Genomic DNA, 18,812 nt, shown 5'->3' with positions numbered 1-18,812 from the left:
CAGCCATGACGGCCAAAGAGAACACCCAGAACCTCATCAAGCTGACCGCGGCCGAGATCGCCGGGAAGATCGCCTCCGGCGAGCTCACCGCCGTCGAGGTCACCGAGGCGCACCTCGCCCGCATCGAAGCGGTCGACGAGAAGGTCCACGCCTTCCTGCACATCGACCGTGAGGGCGCCCTGGCGCAGGCCCGCGCCGTCGACGAGAAGCGCGCCCGGGGCGAGAAGCTCGGCCCGCTGGCAGGTGTGCCGCTCGCGCTCAAGGACATCTTCACCACCGAGGGCGTGCCGACCACCGTCGGCTCCAAGATCCTCGAGGGCTGGATCCCGCCGTACGACGCGACGCTCACCAAGAAGCTGAAGGCCGCCGACGTCGTCATCCTCGGCAAGACCAACATGGACGAGTTCGCCATGGGGTCCTCCACCGAGAACAGCGCGTTCGGCCCGACCGGCAACCCCTGGGACCTGACCAGGATCCCCGGCGGTTCCGGCGGTGGCTCCTCCGCCGCGCTCGCCTCCTACCAGGCGCCGCTCGCCATCGGCACGGACACCGGCGGCTCGATCCGCCAGCCCGCCGCCGTCACCGGCACCGTGGGCGTCAAGCCGACCTACGGCGCGGTCTCCCGCTTCGGCATGGTCGCCTTCTCCTCCTCGCTGGACCAGGGCGGTCCGTGCGCCCGCACGGTCCTGGACGCCGCCCTGCTGCACGAGGTCATCGCCGGGCACGACCCGCTGGACTCGACCTCGATCGACGCCCCGGTTCCGCCGGTGGTCGAGGCCGCGAGGAACGGCTCCGTCGCCGGCATGCGCGTGGGTGTGGTCAAGCAGTTCCGCGGCGAGGGCTACCAGGCCGGAGTCGTGCAGCGCTTCGACGAGTCCGTGGAGCTGCTCAAGGAGCTCGGCGCCGAGATCGTCGAGCTGGACTGCCCGTCCTTCGACCTCGCGCTCTCCGCGTACTACCTGATCGCGCCGTCCGAGTGCTCCTCGAACCTCGCCCGGTTCGACGCCATGCGCTACGGCCTGCGCGTCGGCGACGACGGCACCCGGTCCGCCGAGGAGGTCACCGCCCTCACCCGTGAGGCGGGCTTCGGCGACGAGGTCAAGCGCCGCATCATGCTCGGCACGTACGCGCTCAGCTCCGGCTACTACGACGCGTACTACGGCAGTGCCCAGAAGGTCCGCACGCTCATCACGCGTGACTTCGAGAAGGCCTTCGAGAAGGTCGACGTGATCGTCTCCCCGACGACCCCGACCACCGCCTTCGCGATCGGCGAGCGCGCCGACGACCCGATGGCGATGTACCTCGCCGACCTGTGCACCATCCCGACCAACCTGGCCGGCAACGCCGCGATGTCGCTGCCCTGCGGCCTCGCGCCGGAGGACGGCCTGCCGGTCGGTCTGCAGATCATCGCCCCCGCCATGAAGGACGACCGCCTCTACAAGGTCGGTGCCGCCGTCGAGGCCGCCTTCGTGGAACGCTGGGGTCACCCGCTGCTGGAGGAGGCTCCGTCGCTGTGAGTGCACTGACCAAGGCCAAGGGCTTCAAGAAGTCCAAGACCGGTACGTACCTGACCATGGGCACCACCGCGTTCGGCGCGGTCAGCGTGTACAAGCAGGCCAGGAAGGCCCGCATGGAGCACGACACGCTCCGGCTGATCGACGCCGCGGTGTCCGCCGCCGCCATCGTCACCGGCCTGGCCATCCTCTACCGGGAGCTGAAGCGCCTGGGCGACGACGACGTCCTGCTGGGCTGAGAGGGAAGTTTTCACCGTGACCGTCACTGAACTGGTGTCGTACGAGGACGCCCTCGCCGCCTACGAGCCCGTCATGGGCCTGGAGGTGCACGTCGAGCTCGGCACCAAGACCAAGATGTTCTGCGGCTGCTCGACCTCGCTCGGCGCCGAGCCCAACACGCAGACCTGCCCCACCTGCCTCGGCCTGCCCGGCTCCCTGCCGGTCGTCAACGCCGTGGCCGTCGAGTCCGCCATGAGGATCGGACTCGCGCTGCACTGCGACATCGCCGAATGGTGCCGCTTCGCCCGGAAGAACTACTTCTATCCGGACATGCCGAAGAACTTCCAGACCTCCCAGTACGACGAGCCGATCGCCTTCAACGGCTATCTGGACGTCCAGCTGGAGGACGGCGAGGTCTTCCGCGTCGAGATCGAGCGCGCGCACATGGAGGAGGACACCGGCAAGTCGACGCACGTCGGCGGTGCCACGGGCCGCATCCACGGCGCACAGCACTCGCTGCTGGACTACAACCGCGCCGGCATCCCGCTGATCGAGATCGTCACCAAGCCGATCGTCGGCGCCGGTGAGCGCGCCCCCGAGGTCGCCCGGGCGTACGTCGCCGAGCTGCGCGCCCTCATCAAGGCGCTCGACGTGTCCGAGGCCCGGATGGAGATGGGCCAGATGCGCTGCGACGTGAACCTGTCGCTGCGTCCCAAGGGCACCGAGAAGTTCGGCACCCGCTCCGAGACGAAGAACGTCAACTCGCTGCGGTCCGTCGAGCGTGCCTGCCGTTTCGAGATCCAGCGCCACGCGGCGGTGCTCTCCTCCGGCGGGACCATCGTGCAGGAGACCCGTCACTTCCACGAGGAGGACGGCTCCACCACGTCCGGCCGGGTGAAGGAGGAGGCCGAGGACTACCGGTACTTCCCGGAGCCCGACCTCGTGCCGGTGGCCCCGTCCCGCGACTGGGTGGAGCAGCTCCGTGCGGAGCTGCCCGAGCTGCCCCGTCTGCGCCGTAACCGTCTCCGCCAGGAGTGGGGCGTGTCGGAGCACGACATGCAGTCCATCCTCAACGCCGGCGCCATCGAGCCGATCGTCGCCACCATCGACGCGGGCGCGCCGGCCGACCAGGCCCGCAAGTGGTGGATGGGCGAGCTGTCCCGGCACGCCAACGAGGCCGGCCGGTCGCTCGAAGAGCTGGCCATCACCCCGGCACAGGTTGCCAGGGTGGCGGCGCTGGTCACCTCCGGCGACCTGAACGACAAGCTGGCCCGTCAGGTCATCGAGGGCGTTCTCGCCGGCGAGGGCGACCCGGACCAGGTCGTCGAGAAGCGCGGTCTGAAGGTCGTCTCCGACGAGGGTGCCCTCGGCACCGCCGTGGACGAGGCCATCGCGGGCAACGCCGCCATCGCGGACAAGATCCGCGGCGGCAAGGTCGCCGCGGTCGGCGCGCTGGTCGGCGCGGTCATGAAGGCCACCCGCGGCCAGGCCGACGCGGCCCGCGTCAAGGAGCTCATCCTGGAGAAGCTGGGCGTCAGCGAAGGCTGATCCACGCACAGGCCAGGGGCGGCCCGCACCGATCCGGTGCGGGCCGCCTCCGTGTGTGGCGTCGCCCGTGCCGCCTTCGTGTGTGGCGTCGCCCGTGCCGCCCCCGTGTGTGGCGGTCACCGGCAGCCCGACGTGGAGCAGCCGGGCCCGATTCCCGCGTTCAGCGGCCGCTGGCGGCCCGCACCGCCCGCGGAGCAGCGGATGCCCGTCCAGGAAGCCCGGCACCCGCCCCGCGCGCCCGCTGCCTTACCAGCCGGACGTGTACGCAGGGTCGCCGAGGACGGGAAGAGCGTCGAACTGTCGCTCGGCAACAAGGGCCGGTCGAGCGTGCCCCTCGCGCCGTACCCGTACGCGGGGGAGTACGACGTTCCCCAGCACCGCGACGTCCGGGGCAGTGCGCACTGGACCGTTCCGCTCGCCCGGGACTCGTACCGCTTCACGATCACCGGGCCCAACTGGTTCCGGCGTGAGTTCGCGGGCGCGGCCCGCAGGGGCGCGGAGGTCTCCTCGTCGATCGACCACCATCACCGCGACGTCCACCTCACCCTCGTCAACCGCGGCACCTCCCGCCTGACCTTCGTGGTGCGACCGCTCGGCTACATCGCGCACACCACCCGTCGCGGCGTTCCGCACGGAGGCGCGGACCACTGCGGCGTCCGGTGCGCGCCGGTGTGAGGAATGCCACTAAACGGACAAAGGATCACTAATCACTGTCATAGTGGCGAGCTGTAGGCGAAGGGTTCTTTGACGGCTGCAGGGGACAGTTCCCGGAGAAGATCCACGAACCATCCAGGGAGCTCATCCGTTGGCCGCTATCGCACGGTGGTGCCTCAGGCACCGCCTCGCCGCCGTCCTGCTGTGGATCCTCGCCCTCGGCGGCACAGCTGCCGCCGCGGTCGCGACGGGCACCGCCTATTCCAACGACTACCGCGTCCCGGGCGCCGAGTCGGGCCGTGCGGAGGACCTCCTCAAGGAGGGCTTCCCGGGCCGGGGCGGTGACGTCGACACCATCGTCTGGCACACCTCCGACGGCACCGTCCGGTCACCGGGCGTCCGGGAGCTGATGTCCGGCACCCTCCGCACGGTGGCCGAACTGCCCGGAGTCGCATCCGTCAGCAGCCCGTACCAGCCCGACGGGGCCGACCGGATCAGCGAGGACGGCCGCACCGCGTACGCCCTGGTGACCTTCACCGAGGAGGCCGACGACGTCCCGGTCTCCCAGGCGCAGGCCGTGGTCGACGTCGCCAAGAAGGCCGAGACCGGCACCGACCTCCGCGTCGAGCTCGGCGGCCGGGCCATCGCCGGCACCGAGTCCCCCGGCGCCCACCTCAGCGAGGTCGTCGGGGTGGTCGTCGCCGCGGTCGTGCTGTTCGTCGCCTTCGGATCGTTCGCCGCGAGCCTGCTGCCCATCGCCACCGCGCTCGTCAGCGTCGGCACCGCCTACGCGGGGACCGTGCTCCTCGGGCACGTCATGACCGTCGCCGACTTCGCCCCGATGCTCGGCATGCTCATCGGCCTGGGCGTGGGCATCGACTACGCGCTGTTCATCGTCACGCGGCACCGCAGGGGGCTCCGCCGAGGCCTGTCCGTCGAGGAGGCCGCGCGGAACGCCGTGGCGACCACCGGACGAGCCGTGGTCTTCGCCGGAGCGACCGTCTGCATCGCCCTGCTCGGCATGCTGATCCTGCGGCTCGGCTTCCTCAACGGCGTCGCGATAGCCGCGTCGCTCACCGTCGTCCTCACCGTCGCGGCCTCCGTCACGCTGCTGCCCGCGCTGCTCTCGTTCATCGGCATGCGGGCGCTCAACCCGCGTGAGCGCCGCCGCCTCGCCGAGCACGGCCCCGAGCCGGAGCTGCCCACGGGATTCGCGGCCCGCTGGTCCGCGTTCGTCGAACGGCATCCCAAGCTGCTCGGCGCGGTCGCCGCCGCGGTGATGCTCGTCCTCGCCGCGCCGACCCTCTCGCTCCACCTCGGCACCTCCGACCAGGGCAACAATCCGGCCGGAAGCACCACCCGCCAGGCCTACGACCTCCTCGCCGACGGCTTCGGTCCCGGCGTCAACGGCCCGCTCACGCTGGTCGCCGAGGTCGACGGCGCCGCCGACCGGCTCGCCCTTGAGGCCCTGCCCGGCGTGCTCCGCGAAACCGACGGCATCGCCTCGGCCACCCCCGCCGTGATCAACAGCAAGGGCGACACCGCGCTCCTCACCGTCGTTCCGGACTACGCCCCCCAGTCGAAGGCCACCAGCGACCTCGTCGACCGGCTCCGCACGGACGTCCTGCCCGCCGCCGAACACGGCACCGGCCTCGACGTCCACGTCGGCGGCGTCACCGCGGCCTACGACGACTTCGCCGGGATCATCGTCGGCAAGCTGCCCCTCTTCGTGAGCGTCGTCATCGCCCTCGGCTGCGTCCTGCTCCTGCTGGCCTTCCGCTCGATCGGCATCCCGCTGAAGGCCGCGCTGATGAACGTGGCCGCGGTCGCCTCCGCGTTCGGCGTGGTCGTCGCCGTCTTCCAGTGGGGCTGGGGCAGTGAGCTGCTCGGCCTGGGAAGCTCCGGACCGATCGAGCCCTTCCTCCCCGTGATCATGGTCTCGGTGCTGTTCGGCCTCTCCATGGACTACCAGGTCTTCCTGGTCAGCCGGATGTACGAGGAGTGGCTGGAGACCGGCGACAACCGACGGGCCGTCCGCGTGGGGCTCGCCGAGACCAGCCGCGTGATCAACTCCGCGGCCGTGATCATGATCTCGGTCTTCCTGGCCTTCGTCCTCAGCGGCGACCGGGTCATCGCCATGTTCGGCATCGCGCTCGCCGCCGCCGTCGCCCTCGACGCGTTCGTCCTGCGCACCCTACTGGTGCCCGCCCTCATGCACATGCTGGGCAGCGCCAACTGGTGGCTGCCCGGCTGGCTCGACCGGCTCCTTCCGCGCATCAGCATCGAGCCGCCCGACCTGGTGCCGCATGGGGCTCCGGTCCCGCGGCAGATCCGCGAGGGCGAGCCGGTCACGGCGGGGCCGCCGGCGCGGTGAGTCGCTGAGACCCGCCCGGGACGGTGGCTGCCGGGCAGGCCTCCGGCCTCGGGAGCTCGTACGCGAGGGGCCCGTGGTTCCCCGTACACCCCCGGGAGGTCTCCTCGGCCGTCCGACACCGGCTGGAGTTCTCGCCGACCGTCAGATGACACCGGCCGGAGGAATCGTCGGCCTTTGCGCAGGGGCCGGGGGCTTCCCGATCCCGCACGGCGGCCGGAGGTCTCCCCGCGCCGTGCACCGTCCGGAGGCCCCCGTCGCCGGATGAGCCGCGGGCGGCCCGGTGCCGCCGGTCAGCGCACGGTGAGGGACAGGACGCGGTCGTCCCCGGGCCCGGGGGTCCCGCGCTGGTCCGTCTCGCTGGTGACCAGCCACAGCTTGTCGCCGCCCGCCGCGAGGACCGTGCGCAGCCGGCCGTACCGGCCGGACAGGAACGCCTCGGGGGCGGCGGCCGCCTCGGTGCCGCGCAGCGGAACGCGCCACAGGCGCTCGCCCCGCAGGCCGGCCATCCAGATGGACCCCTGTGCGTAGGCGATGCCGCTGGGCGAGGCATCGGACGGCTTCCACTGGGCCACCGGGTCGATGTAGCCGGAACGTCCGGCCCTGCCCTCGACCTCCGGCCATCCGTAGTTGCCGCCCGGCCGGATCAGGTTGAGCTCGTCCCAGGTGTGCTGGCCGAACTCCGAGGCCCACAGCCGTTTGTCCGCGTCCCAGGCGAGGCCCTGGACGTTGCGGTGCCCCCACGAGTAGACGACCGAGCCGACGTCCGGATTGCCGTGCACGGGCTCCCCGTCCGGGGTCATGCGGAGGATCTTGCCGCCGAGGGACTTCCGGTCCTGGGACAGCCGGGTGTCGCCCGTCTCGCCCGTTCCCGCGTAGAGCATCCCGTCCGGGCCGAAGGCGATCCGCCCGCCGTTGTGGATGGTGCCCTTGGGGATACCGCGCAGAATGGTGTCGGGCGCGCCGAGCTGCTGGCCGGCCGGCTTCCGCTCGTCGTACAGCATGCGCGCGATGCGGTTGTCCGACTCGGTCGTGAAGTACGCGTGGACCAGCCGGTCCTGGCCGAACGAGGGGGAGAGGGCGAGGCCCATCAGCCCTCCCTCACCGCCGGGGGAGACCCCGGGGACCGTGCCGAGCAGCGTCTTCCTGCCGGTCTCCGCGTCGACGCGGGTGATCGTCCCCCGGTCGCGCGAGGAGACCAGGAGGTCGCCGTCGGGCAGCGCGGCGAGACCCCAGGGCGTGGCCAGGTCCTCGGTCACGGTGGACGCGACCGTCACCGAGCCCTTCGCGGGCGGCGTGCTCGCCGTGCCGCCCCGAGACGACGCGGCGGCCGGGGCGGTGGCGCTCGCGGGCGCGGTCGGACGCCCGCCCCCGGGGTCGCCGCCGCCCGGCCCGGAGCACCCGGCCACGAACAGCATCGCGACGGCGGTGGCCGCCAACCCGGCGGTGACTGCGGGACGTTGCACGGTTCCGGTTCCCTTCGACGGCGGGCGGTGCGCCAAGGAGTGTCCTCTGCTCTGCACGGTGATGTTCCCCGGACCGATACTGCCGGACGCCCCTCCAGGGTCCCGCGGCGAAGGGCGCCGGGCATCCCCGGGCACCGGATCCGTCCGTCGGCGGGAGCGCCGCGGAGGCGGGCGTCCGTCAGTCCCAGGAGCCGCGCGCCGGGGGCAGCCCGGCGATCTCCGCCGTGTCCTGCGGCGTCAGCCGGACGGCGGCGGCCGCGGCGTTCTCCAGCGCCCAGCCGGGGCGTTTGGTGCCCGGGACGGGGATCACATGGCGGCCGCGGGAGAGCACCCAGGCGAGGGCGATCTGCGCGGGGGTGGCGCCGTGACGCTGCGCCACCCGGCGCAGTCCCGCGACGAGGGGCTGGTTCGCGGCCATCATCTCGGCGGTGAACCGCGGATGCCGGGCCCGTACGTCGTCGCGTTCGAAACCCTGCCCGGGAGTCAGCGTGCCCGTCAGGTAGCCGCTGCCCAGCGGCATCGCGGCCAGGAACCCGACGCCTCGGGCCTCGCACCAGGGCAGCAGGGCGGCCAGCGCCTCGGGTGCCCACACCGAGAGCTCCGCCTGCACCGCGGAGACCGGGAACACCTGCTGCACGCGCTCCAGTTGCCGGATCGTTCCTGCGTAGGTGGGCGCACCACCGCGCCGTGACGTGCCGTGCCCCACGGCGCAGAACCCGAGGGCCCGCACCTTCCCGGCCGTCACCAGCTCCGCCATCGCCCCCCAGGTCTCCTCGACCGGCACCTCGGGGTCCGGCCGGTGGAGCTGGTACAGGTCGATCACATCGGTCTGGAGCCGCCGCAGCGAGGCGTCGCAGGCCCTCCGCACGTACCCGGGGCGGCCGTTGGCGACGACGTGCTGGTCGTTCCCCACCAGCAGACCGCACTTGGTCGACACGAAGGCGTCCGCGCGGCGCTCCCGCAGCACCCGCCCGACCAGCAGCTCATTGGTGAACGGGCCGTACATGTCGGCGGTGTCGAGCAGGACGGCGCCGGCGTCGAGCGCCGTGTGCACGGTCCGCAGCGATCGATCGCCCTGTTGCCGGGAGGTGGTGTAGGCCCAGCTCATCGGCATGCAGCCGAGTCCCACCGCGCCCACCGCGAGTGCCGAAGCACCGATCGTCCTGCGCTCCACCTGCTCGAACCCCTCCCCCTGAAGCAACTCCCCAATCCAACCTCATGGGGTGGGGGCCGTGCTTCGCATAGCCTCCTGGCATGACTGGAGACGTGTGGCTTCCCTACCCCGCGGGCGAGATCGAGGGCCTTCCCTCGGATCTGGACTACCTCTTCTGGGACGGCGCCGCCGACTACCCCGCGGATCCGGCCGCCTGTGCCTTCTACGTGGTCCCGTACATGAAGGGTTCAGAGGTCTCGGTACGCCCGCTGGCCGCCATGTCGTCCGTGCGCGTGGTCCAGACGCTCACGGCAGGCATCGACCACGTGGAACAGGGACTGGGCTCGCTGCGCCCCGGCGTGCAGCTGTGCAACGCGCGCGGCGTCCACGAGGCCAGCACCGCCGAGCTCACCCTGGCCCTCGTCCTGGCCTCGCTGCGCGGTATCCCGGACTTCGTGCGGGGCCAGGACCGGGGGGAGTGGCGCTCCGGGTTCCGGACGTCGCTCGCCGACAGGTCGGTCCTGATCGTGGGCTACGGCGCGATCGGTGCGGCCGTGGAGGACCGGCTCGTTCCCTTCGAATGCGCGCGGGTGGCGCGCGTCGCGCGCTCCGCCCGCACCACGGAGCGCGGCGAAGTGCACGCACTCGCCGAGCTCCCCTCGCTGCTGCCCTCGGCGGACGTCGTGGTGATCACCACTCCGCTCACCCAGGAGACCGAGGGACTGGTCGACTCGGGCTTCCTGGCCCGCATGAAGGACGGGGCCCTGCTCGTCAACGTCGCAAGGGGCCCGGTGGTCGACACCGGTGCCCTCCTCAAGGAGCTGGAGGGCGGCCGGATCACCGCCGCGCTCGACGTCACGGACCCCGAACCGCTGCCCGCCGACCACCCGCTGTGGCGGGCTCCGGGGGTGTTGATCACCCCGCACGTGGGCGGTCCCTCGACCGCCTTCCTGCCCCGGGCCAAACGTCTGCTCGTCGCACAGCTGACCCGGTTCGCCGCCGGGGAACCGCTGGAGAACCTCGTGCTGACGACCTCCTGACCCGTACGACGCACGGGTCCCGCAACCCCCGGCTGCGACGCTCCGGAGTCGTGCAGATGCGTACTGTACCGGCAATTGCCGTCATCGTCACGCTGAGTAGATGGAGTATGTCCCTGAGTGACGGTACTGGTGTATCGTCCCGATCTGGGGGCTGCACCGCGCACGCTGACGGCGCGGGCGAGCGATCGGTCTGCCGTATCAGATTGCGAGGGGGGCGACGGACGATGCACCTGCGATGGGTCGACGATCCGACGCGACGGAACGCACCGCGGCTCCGGTGTGCGCAGCGGCGCAGACCCGGCCGGCGGGCCCTCCGCCCGATGGTCCTGGGCACGGGAGCGGCCCGGTGAGCGGCCCGGCGGACGTCCCGGTGGCCCCGCACGTGGCCGCGCCTGGCACGTTCATCGGAGCCGACGAGATCTCCGGCACCGGGGCCGCCCTGTTCCCCCAGCTGATGCTGGCCCTGGTGTGCGGGGGCTATGCCACCGGCGCGGCCTTCGGCTGGGGCTCCGCCCAGGTCGCCCTCGTCATGGGCGACTTCGGGCTCAGCGCCGCCGCGGCAGCCGCGGCAGTGTCCTGTCTGCTCTACGCGCGGAGGCTGGAGGGCCGTCTCCGGCCCGCCTGGGTGCTGTTCTCCGTGTCCTCCGCGATGGCGGCCGGCGGCAACGCCGTCTGGGGCTGGTACGAGGTGGTGCTGGGCCGGCCCGTGCCGGACTGCTCCCTCGCGGACCTGCTGTTCCTGTGCTTCGCACCCCCGGCCATCGTGGGGCTGCTGGTTCTGGCCAAGCGTCCGGTCACCCGGGCCGGCTGGATCTGTCTGGTGCTCGACGCCTGGCTGATCGGCGGCTCGCTGCTCACGCTCTCCTGGAGCCTGGCGCTCGCGCACACCACCCATTTCGACCGCGTCGGCGTCGCCAGGACCGCGCTGGGCCTCGCCTATCCGCTGCTGGACATCGTGCTGGTCAGCATGGTGCTGGCGCTGCACTTCCGGCGCTCCTCGGGGAACCGCTCGGCGATCAACACGGCCATCGCGGCACTGGCCCTGACCGTGATGTGCGATGCGCTGTTCACCTCCCCGCTGCTGCGGGAGAGCTACCGCTCCGGGCAGCTCCTGGACGCCGGCTGGTTCGCGGGTTCCCTGTTGCTCGCGTACGCCCCCTGGGGTGCCGCTGCCCGCCGGCCCGACCCCGACGACGAACCGCCGCAGCCGTCACGGCAGCCCAGCCGGCCGGTCACCGGTTCCCTGGCGGCCCTCACGCCCTATCTCGCCGCGGCCGTCTGCACACTGGGCATTCTCTACAACGTCATCGAGGACCGCAGCGTGGACCGCGTGGTGCTGTTCACCGGCTGTACGGTCGTCCTCGCGCTGGTCGTCCGGCAGGGCATCATGCTGCTCGACAACATCGCCCTCACCCAGGAACTGGCCCAGAAGGAGAACCACTTCCGCTCCCTGGTGCAGGGATCCAGCGACGTCATCATGATCGCCGCTCCGACCGGTGTGCTGCGGTACGTGAGCCCCGCGGCGGCCGGGGTGTACGGCCGCGAGGCGGACGACCTCGTCGGGTCCGAGCTGGCCTCGCTGATCCACCCGGAGGACCTGGGCCGTGTGGTCCACGAGGTACGGCGGTTCCTCGCCGCACCGCCCGCCGAGGAGCCGACCACGCGCATCGAGTGCCGCTTCCGCTCGGGCGGCGGCGACTGGCTCAACGTGGAATCGACGGTCAACCGCCACCAGGGCGGGCTGATCTTCAACAGCCGCGACGTGACCGAACGGGTCAGGCTCCAGGCCCAGCTCCAGCACAACGCCGAGCACGATCCGCTCACCGACCTCCCCAACCGGTCCCTGTTCACCGAACGCGTCCGGCAGGCGCTCGGCGGCCGCCGGGTCACCGACCCCGGGACCGCCGTGCTCTTCATCGACCTCGACGGCTTCAAGGCGGTCAACGACACCATCGGGCACCAGGCCGGCGACGAACTGCTCGTCCAGGCCGCCCGCCGGCTCCAGGACTCGGTGCGGGCCGGGGACACCGCGGCCCGGCTCGGCGGCGACGAGTTCGCCGCGCTGATCCTGGGCGACGGCGGACGGGAGGGCAGTGCCCGGGAGCGCCAGGTGCTCGAGATCGCGGACCGGCTGCGCCTGACGCTCTCCCAGCCGTACGGCATCGAGGGCCAGGACGTCCGGGTGGCGGCGTCGATCGGGGTGGCGTTCGCCGAGGCGGGAACCACCCCCACCGCCCTGATGCGCAACGCCGACCTCGCGATGTACCGCGCCAAGGCAGGAGGCAAGAACCGGGTCGAGCTGTACGCGCCGCACCTGAGGGCCGAGAGCGTCCGGAAGTCCGAGCTGGCCACCAGGCTGCGCACCGCCGTGCACAACGGCGAGTTCGCGTTGCTCCACCAGCCGGTGGTGCATCTCGCGAGTGGCCGGATCTCGGCGGTCACCGCCCAGGCGCGCTGGAGATCCGCCCAGGGCATCCTCTTCACCCCCGCGGAGTTCCTGCGCGTCGCCGACAAGGACGCCCCGGACACCGACCGGGCCGCGGAGCTGGGCGTCTGGATGCTGGAGAAGGCGGTCGAGCAGGCGGCCCAGCGGGCCCGCGACGGCCACCACATGCCGGTGGTGATCCGCGTCCCCGCCCGCCGGCTGCTCGACAAGGACCTGCCGCTGGGCTCGCTGGAGGCGCTGCTCGCCCGGCACGGCCTGCCGTCCGGCGGGCTGGTGGTGGAGCTCGCGGACAGCGATCCGCGGATCTCCTTCGACGAGCTGGAGCGGCGTCTGACCGTCCTGCGCAGACTCGGCGTCCGGGTGGCCCTCGACTGCTTCGGCAGCGGCTACGCCGCCATCCACGCCCTGCGCCGGCTACCCGTCGATCTCCTGCGGCTGGACCGCGGACTGGTCGAAGGGGTGGTGGAGTCCGCCCGGCTCCATAAGATCACCAGTGGACTGCTGCGGATCGCCTGCGACCTGGGCATGGAGTCGGTGGCGGACGGCGTGGACCTGCCCGAGCAGGTCGTCGCCCTGCGGGCCATGGGCTGCACCCACGGCCAGGGGATGGCCTTCTCCGGCCCGGTCGACGAGTACCGGCTACGCCGGGCGCTGGCGAAGGGCGATTTCCCGGTCCCGGGAGGCATGGCGCTTCCGGCGCTTTCCGGCCGTCCTCCGATGCGCTCAAATAATGAGACTCCCGTCCCACCCACTTGACACATCCGGTGCGGCGGGGGGAGGGTCAGTGCCATGCGCACCCGAATTCTCGTACTTGGAAAGCGCGTCGGCTGATCAGGGCCCCAGACACCCTGATGACACCACCGGCGCGCTCCCCTCGCTTGCCTTACGGCACGAGGGGTTTTTTGTTGCACCGACACTCGCCGCATCCCGCACAATCCACGCAAAAACCCTCAGCTTCGAGAAGAGAATGCCGATGACCGAGCAGGCCTCCGGGGCCCACCATCCGCAGCCGCGGGCCCGTACCGGCGGACAGCCCACGACCCCCGTCGAGCACGTCACGGGTGCGCAGGCCCTCATCCGCTCTCTCGAGGAAGTCGGAGCCGACACCGTGTTCGGCATCCCCGGCGGTGCGATCCTTCCCGCCTACGACCCGCTGATGGACTCCGCCAAGGTGCGTCACATCCTGGTCCGCCACGAGCAGGGCGCGGGCCATGCCGCCACCGGGTACGCACAGGCCACCGGGAAGGTCGGCGTCTGCATGGCGACGTCCGGCCCGGGCGCCACCAACCTGGTCACCCCGATCGCCGACGCCCACATGGACTCCGTCCCGCTGGTCGCGATCACCGGCCAGGTGGCCTCCAGGGCGATCGGCACGGACGCCTTCCAGGAGGCGGACATCTGCGGCATCACCATGCCGATCACCAAGCACAACTTCCTGGTCACCAACGCCGACGAGATCCCGCGGACCATCGCCGAGGCCTTCCACATCGCCTCCACCGGCCGCCCCGGTCCGGTCCTCGTCGACATCGCCAAGGACGCCCTGCAGGCCCGCACCACCTTCAGCTGGCCGCCGCAGACCGACCTGCCCGGCTACCGCCCGGTGACCAAGCCGCACGCCAAGCAGATCCGCGAGGCCGCCAAGCTCATCGTCCAGTCCCGGCGCCCCGTCCTGTACGTCGGCGGCGGTGTCCTCAAGGCCGGCGCCACGGCCGAGCTGAAGGTCCTCGCCGAGCTGACCGGCGCGCCGGTCACCACCACCCTGATGGCACTCGGCGCCTTCCCCGACAGCCACCCGCAGCACGTGGGAATGCCGGGCATGCACGGCTCGGTCACCGCCGTGACCGCCCTGCAGAAGGCGGACCTGATCGTCGCCCTGGGCGCCCGGTTCGACGACCGCGTCACCGGCAAGCTCGACAGCTTCGCCCCCTTCGCCAAGGTCGTCCACGCCGACATCGACCCGGCCGAGATCGGCAAGAACCGCGCCGCGGACGTGCCGATCGTCGGTGACGCCCGCGAGGTCATCGCCGACCTGGTCCAGGCCGTCCAGGCCGAGCACACCGAGGGCCACCGGGGCGACTACACCGCATGGTGGAACGACCTCAACCGCTGGCGCGACACCTACCCGCTCGGCTACGACATCCCCGAGGACGGCAGCCTCGCCCCGCAGCAGGTCATCCAGCGCATCGGCCGGCTCGCCCCGGAGGGCACGATCTTCGCCGCGGGCGTCGGCCAGCACCAGATGTGGGCGGCCCACTTCATCGACTACGAGAAGCCGGCCACCTGGCTGAACTCCGGCGGTGCCGGGACCATGGGCTACGCCGTCCCGGCCGCGATGGGCGCCAAGGCCGGTAGGCCGGACCGGACCGTCTGGGCGATCGACGGTGACGGCTGCTTCCAGATGACCAACCAGGAACTGGTCACCTGCGCGCTGAACGGCATCCCGATCAAGGTCGCGATCATCAACAACGGTGCGCTGGGCATGGTCCGCCAGTGGCAGACGCTCTTCTACAACGAGCGGTACTCCAGCACCGTCCTCCACGCCGACGAGACCGGCCACCACACCACCGGCTCCCAGCTGGGCGCGTCCACCTCGCCCCGCAAGGGCACCAGGGTCCCGGACTTCGTCAAGCTCGCGGAGGCCATGGGCTGCGTCGCCCTGCGCTGCGAGGACCCGGCCGACCTGGACAAGGTCATCACCGAGGCCAACGCCATCGACGACCGCCCCGTCGTGATCGACTTCATCGTCCACGAGGACGCCATGGTCTGGCCGATGGTCGCCGCCGGCACCTCGAACGACGAGGTCATGGCCGCCCGTGGCGTCCGTCCCGACTTCGGCGACAACGAAGACGACTGAGAGCCGTAGGAAGAGGTACGAGATACATGTCCAAGCACACGCTCTCCGTCCTGGTCGAGAACACGCCCGGCATCCTCGCCCGGATCGCCGCGCTGTTCTCCCGCCGCGGCTTCAACATCGACTCGCTCGCGGTCGGTGTCACCGAGCACCCCGACATCTCCCGCATCACCATCGTGGTCAACGTCGAGGACCTTCCGCTGGAGCAGGTGACCAAGCAGCTCAACAAGCTGGTCAACGTCCTCAAGATCGTGGAGCTGGAGCCCAGCGCCGCGATCCAGCGCGAGCTGGTCCTGGTGAAGGTCCGCGCCGACAACGAGACCCGCTCGCAGATCGTCGAGATCGTCAAGCTGTTCCGCGCCAAGACCGTCGACGTGTCGCCCGAGGCGGTGACGATCGAGGCCACCGGTTCGAGTGACAAGCTCGACGCCATGCTCAAGATGCTGGAGCAGTTCGGCATCAAGGAACTGGTCCAGTCCGGCACCATCGCCATAGGGCGTGGCGCCCGCTCCATCACCGACCGCAGCCTGCGCGCGCTCGACCGCTCCGCGTAGCCCGCATCGCGAGACCCCGGAACGTCCTTTCCCCTCCCCGCCGTACGGTGGGACGCATCACCCAGTACACAAGGAGAGAATCCAGTGGCCGAGCTGTTCTACGACGACGACGCCGACCTGTCCATCATCCAGGGCCGCAAGGTCGCGGTGATCGGCTACGGCAGCCAGGGCCACGCCCACGCGCTGTCGCTGCGCGACTCCGGTGTCGACGTCCGCGTCGGTCTGCACGAGGGCTCCAAGTCCAGGACCAAGGCCGAGGAGCAGGGCCTGCGCGTGGTGACTCCGGCCGAGGCCGCCGCCGAGGCCGACGTCATCATGATCCTGGTGCCGGACCCGATCCAGGCGCAGGTCTACGAGGAGTCCATCAAGGACAACCTGAAGGACGGCGACGCGCTGTTCTTCGGCCACGGCTTCAACGTCCGCTACGGCTTCATCAAGCCGCCGGCCGGCGTGGACGTCGCGCTTGTCGCTCCCAAGGGCCCGGGCCACCTGGTCCGCCGCCAGTACGAGGAGGGCCGCGGCGTTCCCTGCATCGCCGCCGTCGAGCAGGACGCCACGGGCAACGCCTTCGCGCTGGCCCTGTCGTACGCGAAGGGCATCGGCGGCACCCGCGCCGGCGTCATCAAGACCACGTTCACCGAGGAGACCGAGACCGACCTGTTCGGTGAGCAGGCCGTGCTGTGCGGTGGCGCCGCCGCACTGGTCAAGGCGGGCTTCGAGACCCTGACCGAGGCCGGCTACCAGCCGGAGATCGCCTACTTCGAGTGCCTCCACGAGCTGAAGCTGATCGTGGACCTCATGTACGAGGGCGGCCTGGAGAAGATGCGCTGGTCGGTCTCCGAGACCGCCGAGTGGGGCGACTACGTCACCGGCCCGCGGATCATCACGGACGCCACCAAGGCCGAGATGAGGAAGGTCCTCGCCGAGATCCAGGACGGCACCTTCGCCAAGAACTGGATGGACGAGTACCACGGCGGCCTGAAGAAGTACAACGAGTACAAGAAGGCCGACAGCGACCACCTGCTGGAGACCACCGGCAAGGAGCTGCGCAAGCTCATGAGCTGGGTGGACAACGAGGAGGCGTAGGCGCCGCGGGGGGCCGGAACGTTGTTCCGGCCCCCTTGTCCGTCGTCCGTCCACTCCTTGGACACGGGGTTGTCCACGCTGTCGAACCACGGACGGGTGATCCTTCCGCGCAGGCGGAAAACCGGTGCCGCGCCCGCACTACACTGCACAGCACATACGCGTCAGGCCCACAGCGTCGTGCGTCTTCCACGCGGCTAGCCCCTCCACCGCCTGCGGCCGTCGGGACGGCCGTCCGCAAACTTGTGAGGACTCACGTGAGCTCGAAACCTGTCGTACTCATCGCTGAAGAGCTTTCGCCCGCCACCGTCGACGCCCTCGGTCCGGACTTCGACATCCGGCACTGCAACGGCGCCGACCGCGAGGAACTGCTGCCCGCGCTCGCCGATGTCGACGCGATCCTCATCCGCTCGGCGACCAAGGTCGACGCCGAGGCGATCGCCGCCGCCAAGAAGCTGAAGGTCGTCGCCCGTGCCGGCGTGGGCCTGGACAACGTCGACGTCTCCGCCGCCACCAAGGCCGGCGTGATGGTCGTGAACGCCCCGACCTCCAACATCGTGACCGCCGCCGAGCTCGCCTGCGGTCTGCTGCTCGCCACCGCGCGCAACATCCCCCAGGCGAACACGGCGCTGAAGAACGGCGAGTGGAAGCGCTCGAAGTACACCGGCGTCGAGCTCAGCGAGAAGATCCTCGGTGTCGTCGGCCTCGGCCGCATCGGTGTGCTGGTCGCCCAGCGCATGTCCGCGTTCGGGATGAAGGTCGTCGCGTACGACCCGTACGTCCAGCCGGCCCGCGCCGCCCAGATGGGCGTCAAGCTGCTCTCCCTCGACGAGCTGCTGGCGGTCTCCGACTTCATCACCGTCCACCTCCCCAAGACCCCGGAGACCCTGGGCCTGATCGGTCACGAGGCCCTCCACAAGGTCAAGCCGACCGTCCGCATCGTCAACGCCGCCCGTGGCGGGATCGTCGACGAGGAGGCGCTCGCCGCCGCCCTCAAGGAGGGCCGGGTCGCCGGCGCGGGCCTGGACGTGTACGCGAAGGAGCCGTGCACCGACTCCCCGCTGTTCGAGTTCGACCAGGTCGTGTGCACCCCCCACCTCGGCGCCTCCACCGACGAGGCCCAGGAGAAGGCCGGCATCTCCGTCGCCACGTCGGTGCGCCTCGCGCTCGCCGGCGAGCTGGTCCCGGACGCGGTCAACGTCCAGGGCGGAGTCATCGCCGAGGACGTGCGCCCCGGCCTGCCGCTCGCCGAGAAGCTCGGTCGGATCTTCACCGCGCTGGCGGGCGAGGTCGCGGTTCGGCTGGACGTCGAGGTGTACGGCGAGATCACCCAGCACGATGTGAAGGTTCTCGAACTCTCCGCGCTGAAGGGCGTGTTCGAGGACGTCGTCGACGAGACCGTGTCCTATGTGAACGCCCCGCTGTTCGCCCAGGAACGCGGCGTCGAGGTCCGGCTCACCACCAGCTCCGAGTCCCCCGACCACCGCAACATGGTCACCGTGCGCGGCACCCTGGCAGGCGGCGAGGAGGTCGCGGTGTCCGGCACGCTGGCCGGCCCCAAGCACCTCCAGAAGATCGTCGCGGTCGGCGACTACGACGTGGACCTCGCCCTCGCCGAGCACATGGTGGTGCTGCGCTACGAGGACCGTCCGGGCGTCGTCGGCACGGTGGGCCGGATCCTCGGCGAGGCCGGGCTGAACATCGCGGGCATGCAGGTTGCCCGTAACGAGGAGGGCGGCGAGGCGCTCGCGGTCCTCACCGTCGACGACACCGTGCCGCCCACGGTGCTGACCGAGGTCGGCGACGAGATCGGTGCCACCTCGGTCCGCTCGGTCAACCTCGACCGCTGACCCCCGGCCCGTCAGGGCGCGGCCATCCGTACCCGGGTCGTAGACATACGTCTTACACAGGCG

At 71.1% G+C, this 18,812-nt stretch carries 13 protein-coding genes; 11 read left to right on the top strand and 2 right to left on the bottom strand.

What is annotated here, in order from left to right:
* Window positions 1–5 precede the first annotated feature (5 nt).
* From gatA to ACZ4Z5_RS00130, 5 genes are all read left to right on the top strand, one after another.
* Window positions 6–1,517: an Asp-tRNA(Asn)/Glu-tRNA(Gln) amidotransferase subunit GatA gene (gene gatA, locus ACZ4Z5_RS00150; RefSeq protein WP_468254141.1), complete on the top strand. Its 1,512-nt coding sequence runs from the start codon at window positions 6–8 to the stop codon at window positions 1,515–1,517.
* Window positions 1,514–1,753: a hypothetical protein gene (locus ACZ4Z5_RS00145; protein ID WP_468254136.1), complete on the top strand. Its 240-nt coding sequence runs from the start codon at window positions 1,514–1,516 to the stop codon at window positions 1,751–1,753. Before gatA ends, ACZ4Z5_RS00145 begins: the two co-directional genes overlap by 4 nt.
* Before the next feature lie 16 nt (window positions 1,754–1,769).
* Window positions 1,770–3,281, top strand: coding sequence for an Asp-tRNA(Asn)/Glu-tRNA(Gln) amidotransferase subunit GatB (gatB, locus tag ACZ4Z5_RS00140; RefSeq protein ID WP_468254133.1), 1,512 nt, complete (start codon window positions 1,770–1,772; stop codon window positions 3,279–3,281).
* A gap of 201 nt (window positions 3,282–3,482) precedes the next feature.
* A complete protein-coding gene (locus ACZ4Z5_RS00135) occupies window positions 3,483–3,956 on the top strand; it encodes a phospholipase domain-containing protein (protein WP_468254130.1) in 474 nt (157 codons plus the stop codon).
* A gap of 130 nt (window positions 3,957–4,086) precedes the next feature.
* Complete coding sequence (locus ACZ4Z5_RS00130; protein ID WP_468254126.1) at window positions 4,087–6,309, top strand: MMPL family transporter; 2,223 nt, start codon at window positions 4,087–4,089, stop codon at window positions 6,307–6,309.
* A 290-nt stretch (window positions 6,310–6,599) separates the two neighbouring features.
* On the opposite strand, the gene ACZ4Z5_RS00125 is transcribed toward ACZ4Z5_RS00130, so the two are convergent.
* Together ACZ4Z5_RS00125 and ACZ4Z5_RS00120 are read right to left on the bottom strand one after the other, a co-directional pair.
* Window positions 6,600–7,724, bottom strand: coding sequence for a PQQ-dependent sugar dehydrogenase (locus ACZ4Z5_RS00125; protein ID WP_468255478.1), 1,125 nt, complete (start codon window positions 7,722–7,724; stop codon window positions 6,600–6,602).
* A 226-nt stretch (window positions 7,725–7,950) separates the two neighbouring features.
* Entirely contained in the window at window positions 7,951–8,946 is a 996-nt protein-coding gene (locus ACZ4Z5_RS00120) for an aldo/keto reductase (RefSeq protein ID WP_468255476.1), read from the bottom strand.
* Window positions 8,947–9,026: 80 nt separating this feature from the next.
* Here ACZ4Z5_RS00120 and ACZ4Z5_RS00115 point away from each other — a divergent pair, with 80 nt between their 5' ends.
* The 6 genes from ACZ4Z5_RS00115 to serA all read left to right on the top strand — a co-directional run bounded on the left by ACZ4Z5_RS00115 (window position 9,027) and on the right by serA (window position 18,749).
* A complete protein-coding gene (locus ACZ4Z5_RS00115) occupies window positions 9,027–9,965 on the top strand; it encodes a 2-hydroxyacid dehydrogenase (RefSeq protein ID WP_468254121.1) in 939 nt (312 codons plus the stop codon).
* A gap of 454 nt (window positions 9,966–10,419) precedes the next feature.
* Window positions 10,420–13,167, top strand: a complete 2,748-nt coding sequence (locus ACZ4Z5_RS00110; protein WP_468255473.1) for a putative bifunctional diguanylate cyclase/phosphodiesterase — start codon at window positions 10,420–10,422, stop codon at window positions 13,165–13,167.
* Window positions 13,168–13,378: 211 nt separating this feature from the next.
* The gene (locus ACZ4Z5_RS00105; RefSeq protein WP_468254116.1) at window positions 13,379–15,265 is read left to right on the top strand and encodes an acetolactate synthase large subunit; all 1,887 of its coding nucleotides are present in this window, start codon (window positions 13,379–13,381) and stop codon (window positions 15,263–15,265) included.
* 26 nt (window positions 15,266–15,291) lie between these two features.
* Window positions 15,292–15,816, top strand: coding sequence for an acetolactate synthase small subunit (gene ilvN, locus ACZ4Z5_RS00100; protein ID WP_031010337.1), 525 nt, complete (start codon window positions 15,292–15,294; stop codon window positions 15,814–15,816).
* Window positions 15,817–15,900: 84 nt separating this feature from the next.
* Window positions 15,901–16,902 (top strand): ketol-acid reductoisomerase, encoded by a 1,002-nt coding sequence (gene ilvC, locus ACZ4Z5_RS00095; protein ID WP_468254110.1) that lies wholly within the window; start codon window positions 15,901–15,903, stop codon window positions 16,900–16,902.
* A gap of 254 nt (window positions 16,903–17,156) precedes the next feature.
* Window positions 17,157–18,749, top strand: a complete 1,593-nt coding sequence (serA, locus tag ACZ4Z5_RS00090; RefSeq protein WP_468254106.1) for a phosphoglycerate dehydrogenase — start codon at window positions 17,157–17,159, stop codon at window positions 18,747–18,749.
* Window positions 18,750–18,812: the final 63 nt, after the last annotated feature.

Source organism: Streptomyces sp. NPDC030222, from assembly GCF_055573115.1.
Note: the sequence above shows the minus strand (reverse complement) of the source record. Positions and strands in the feature narration are given on the sequence as shown.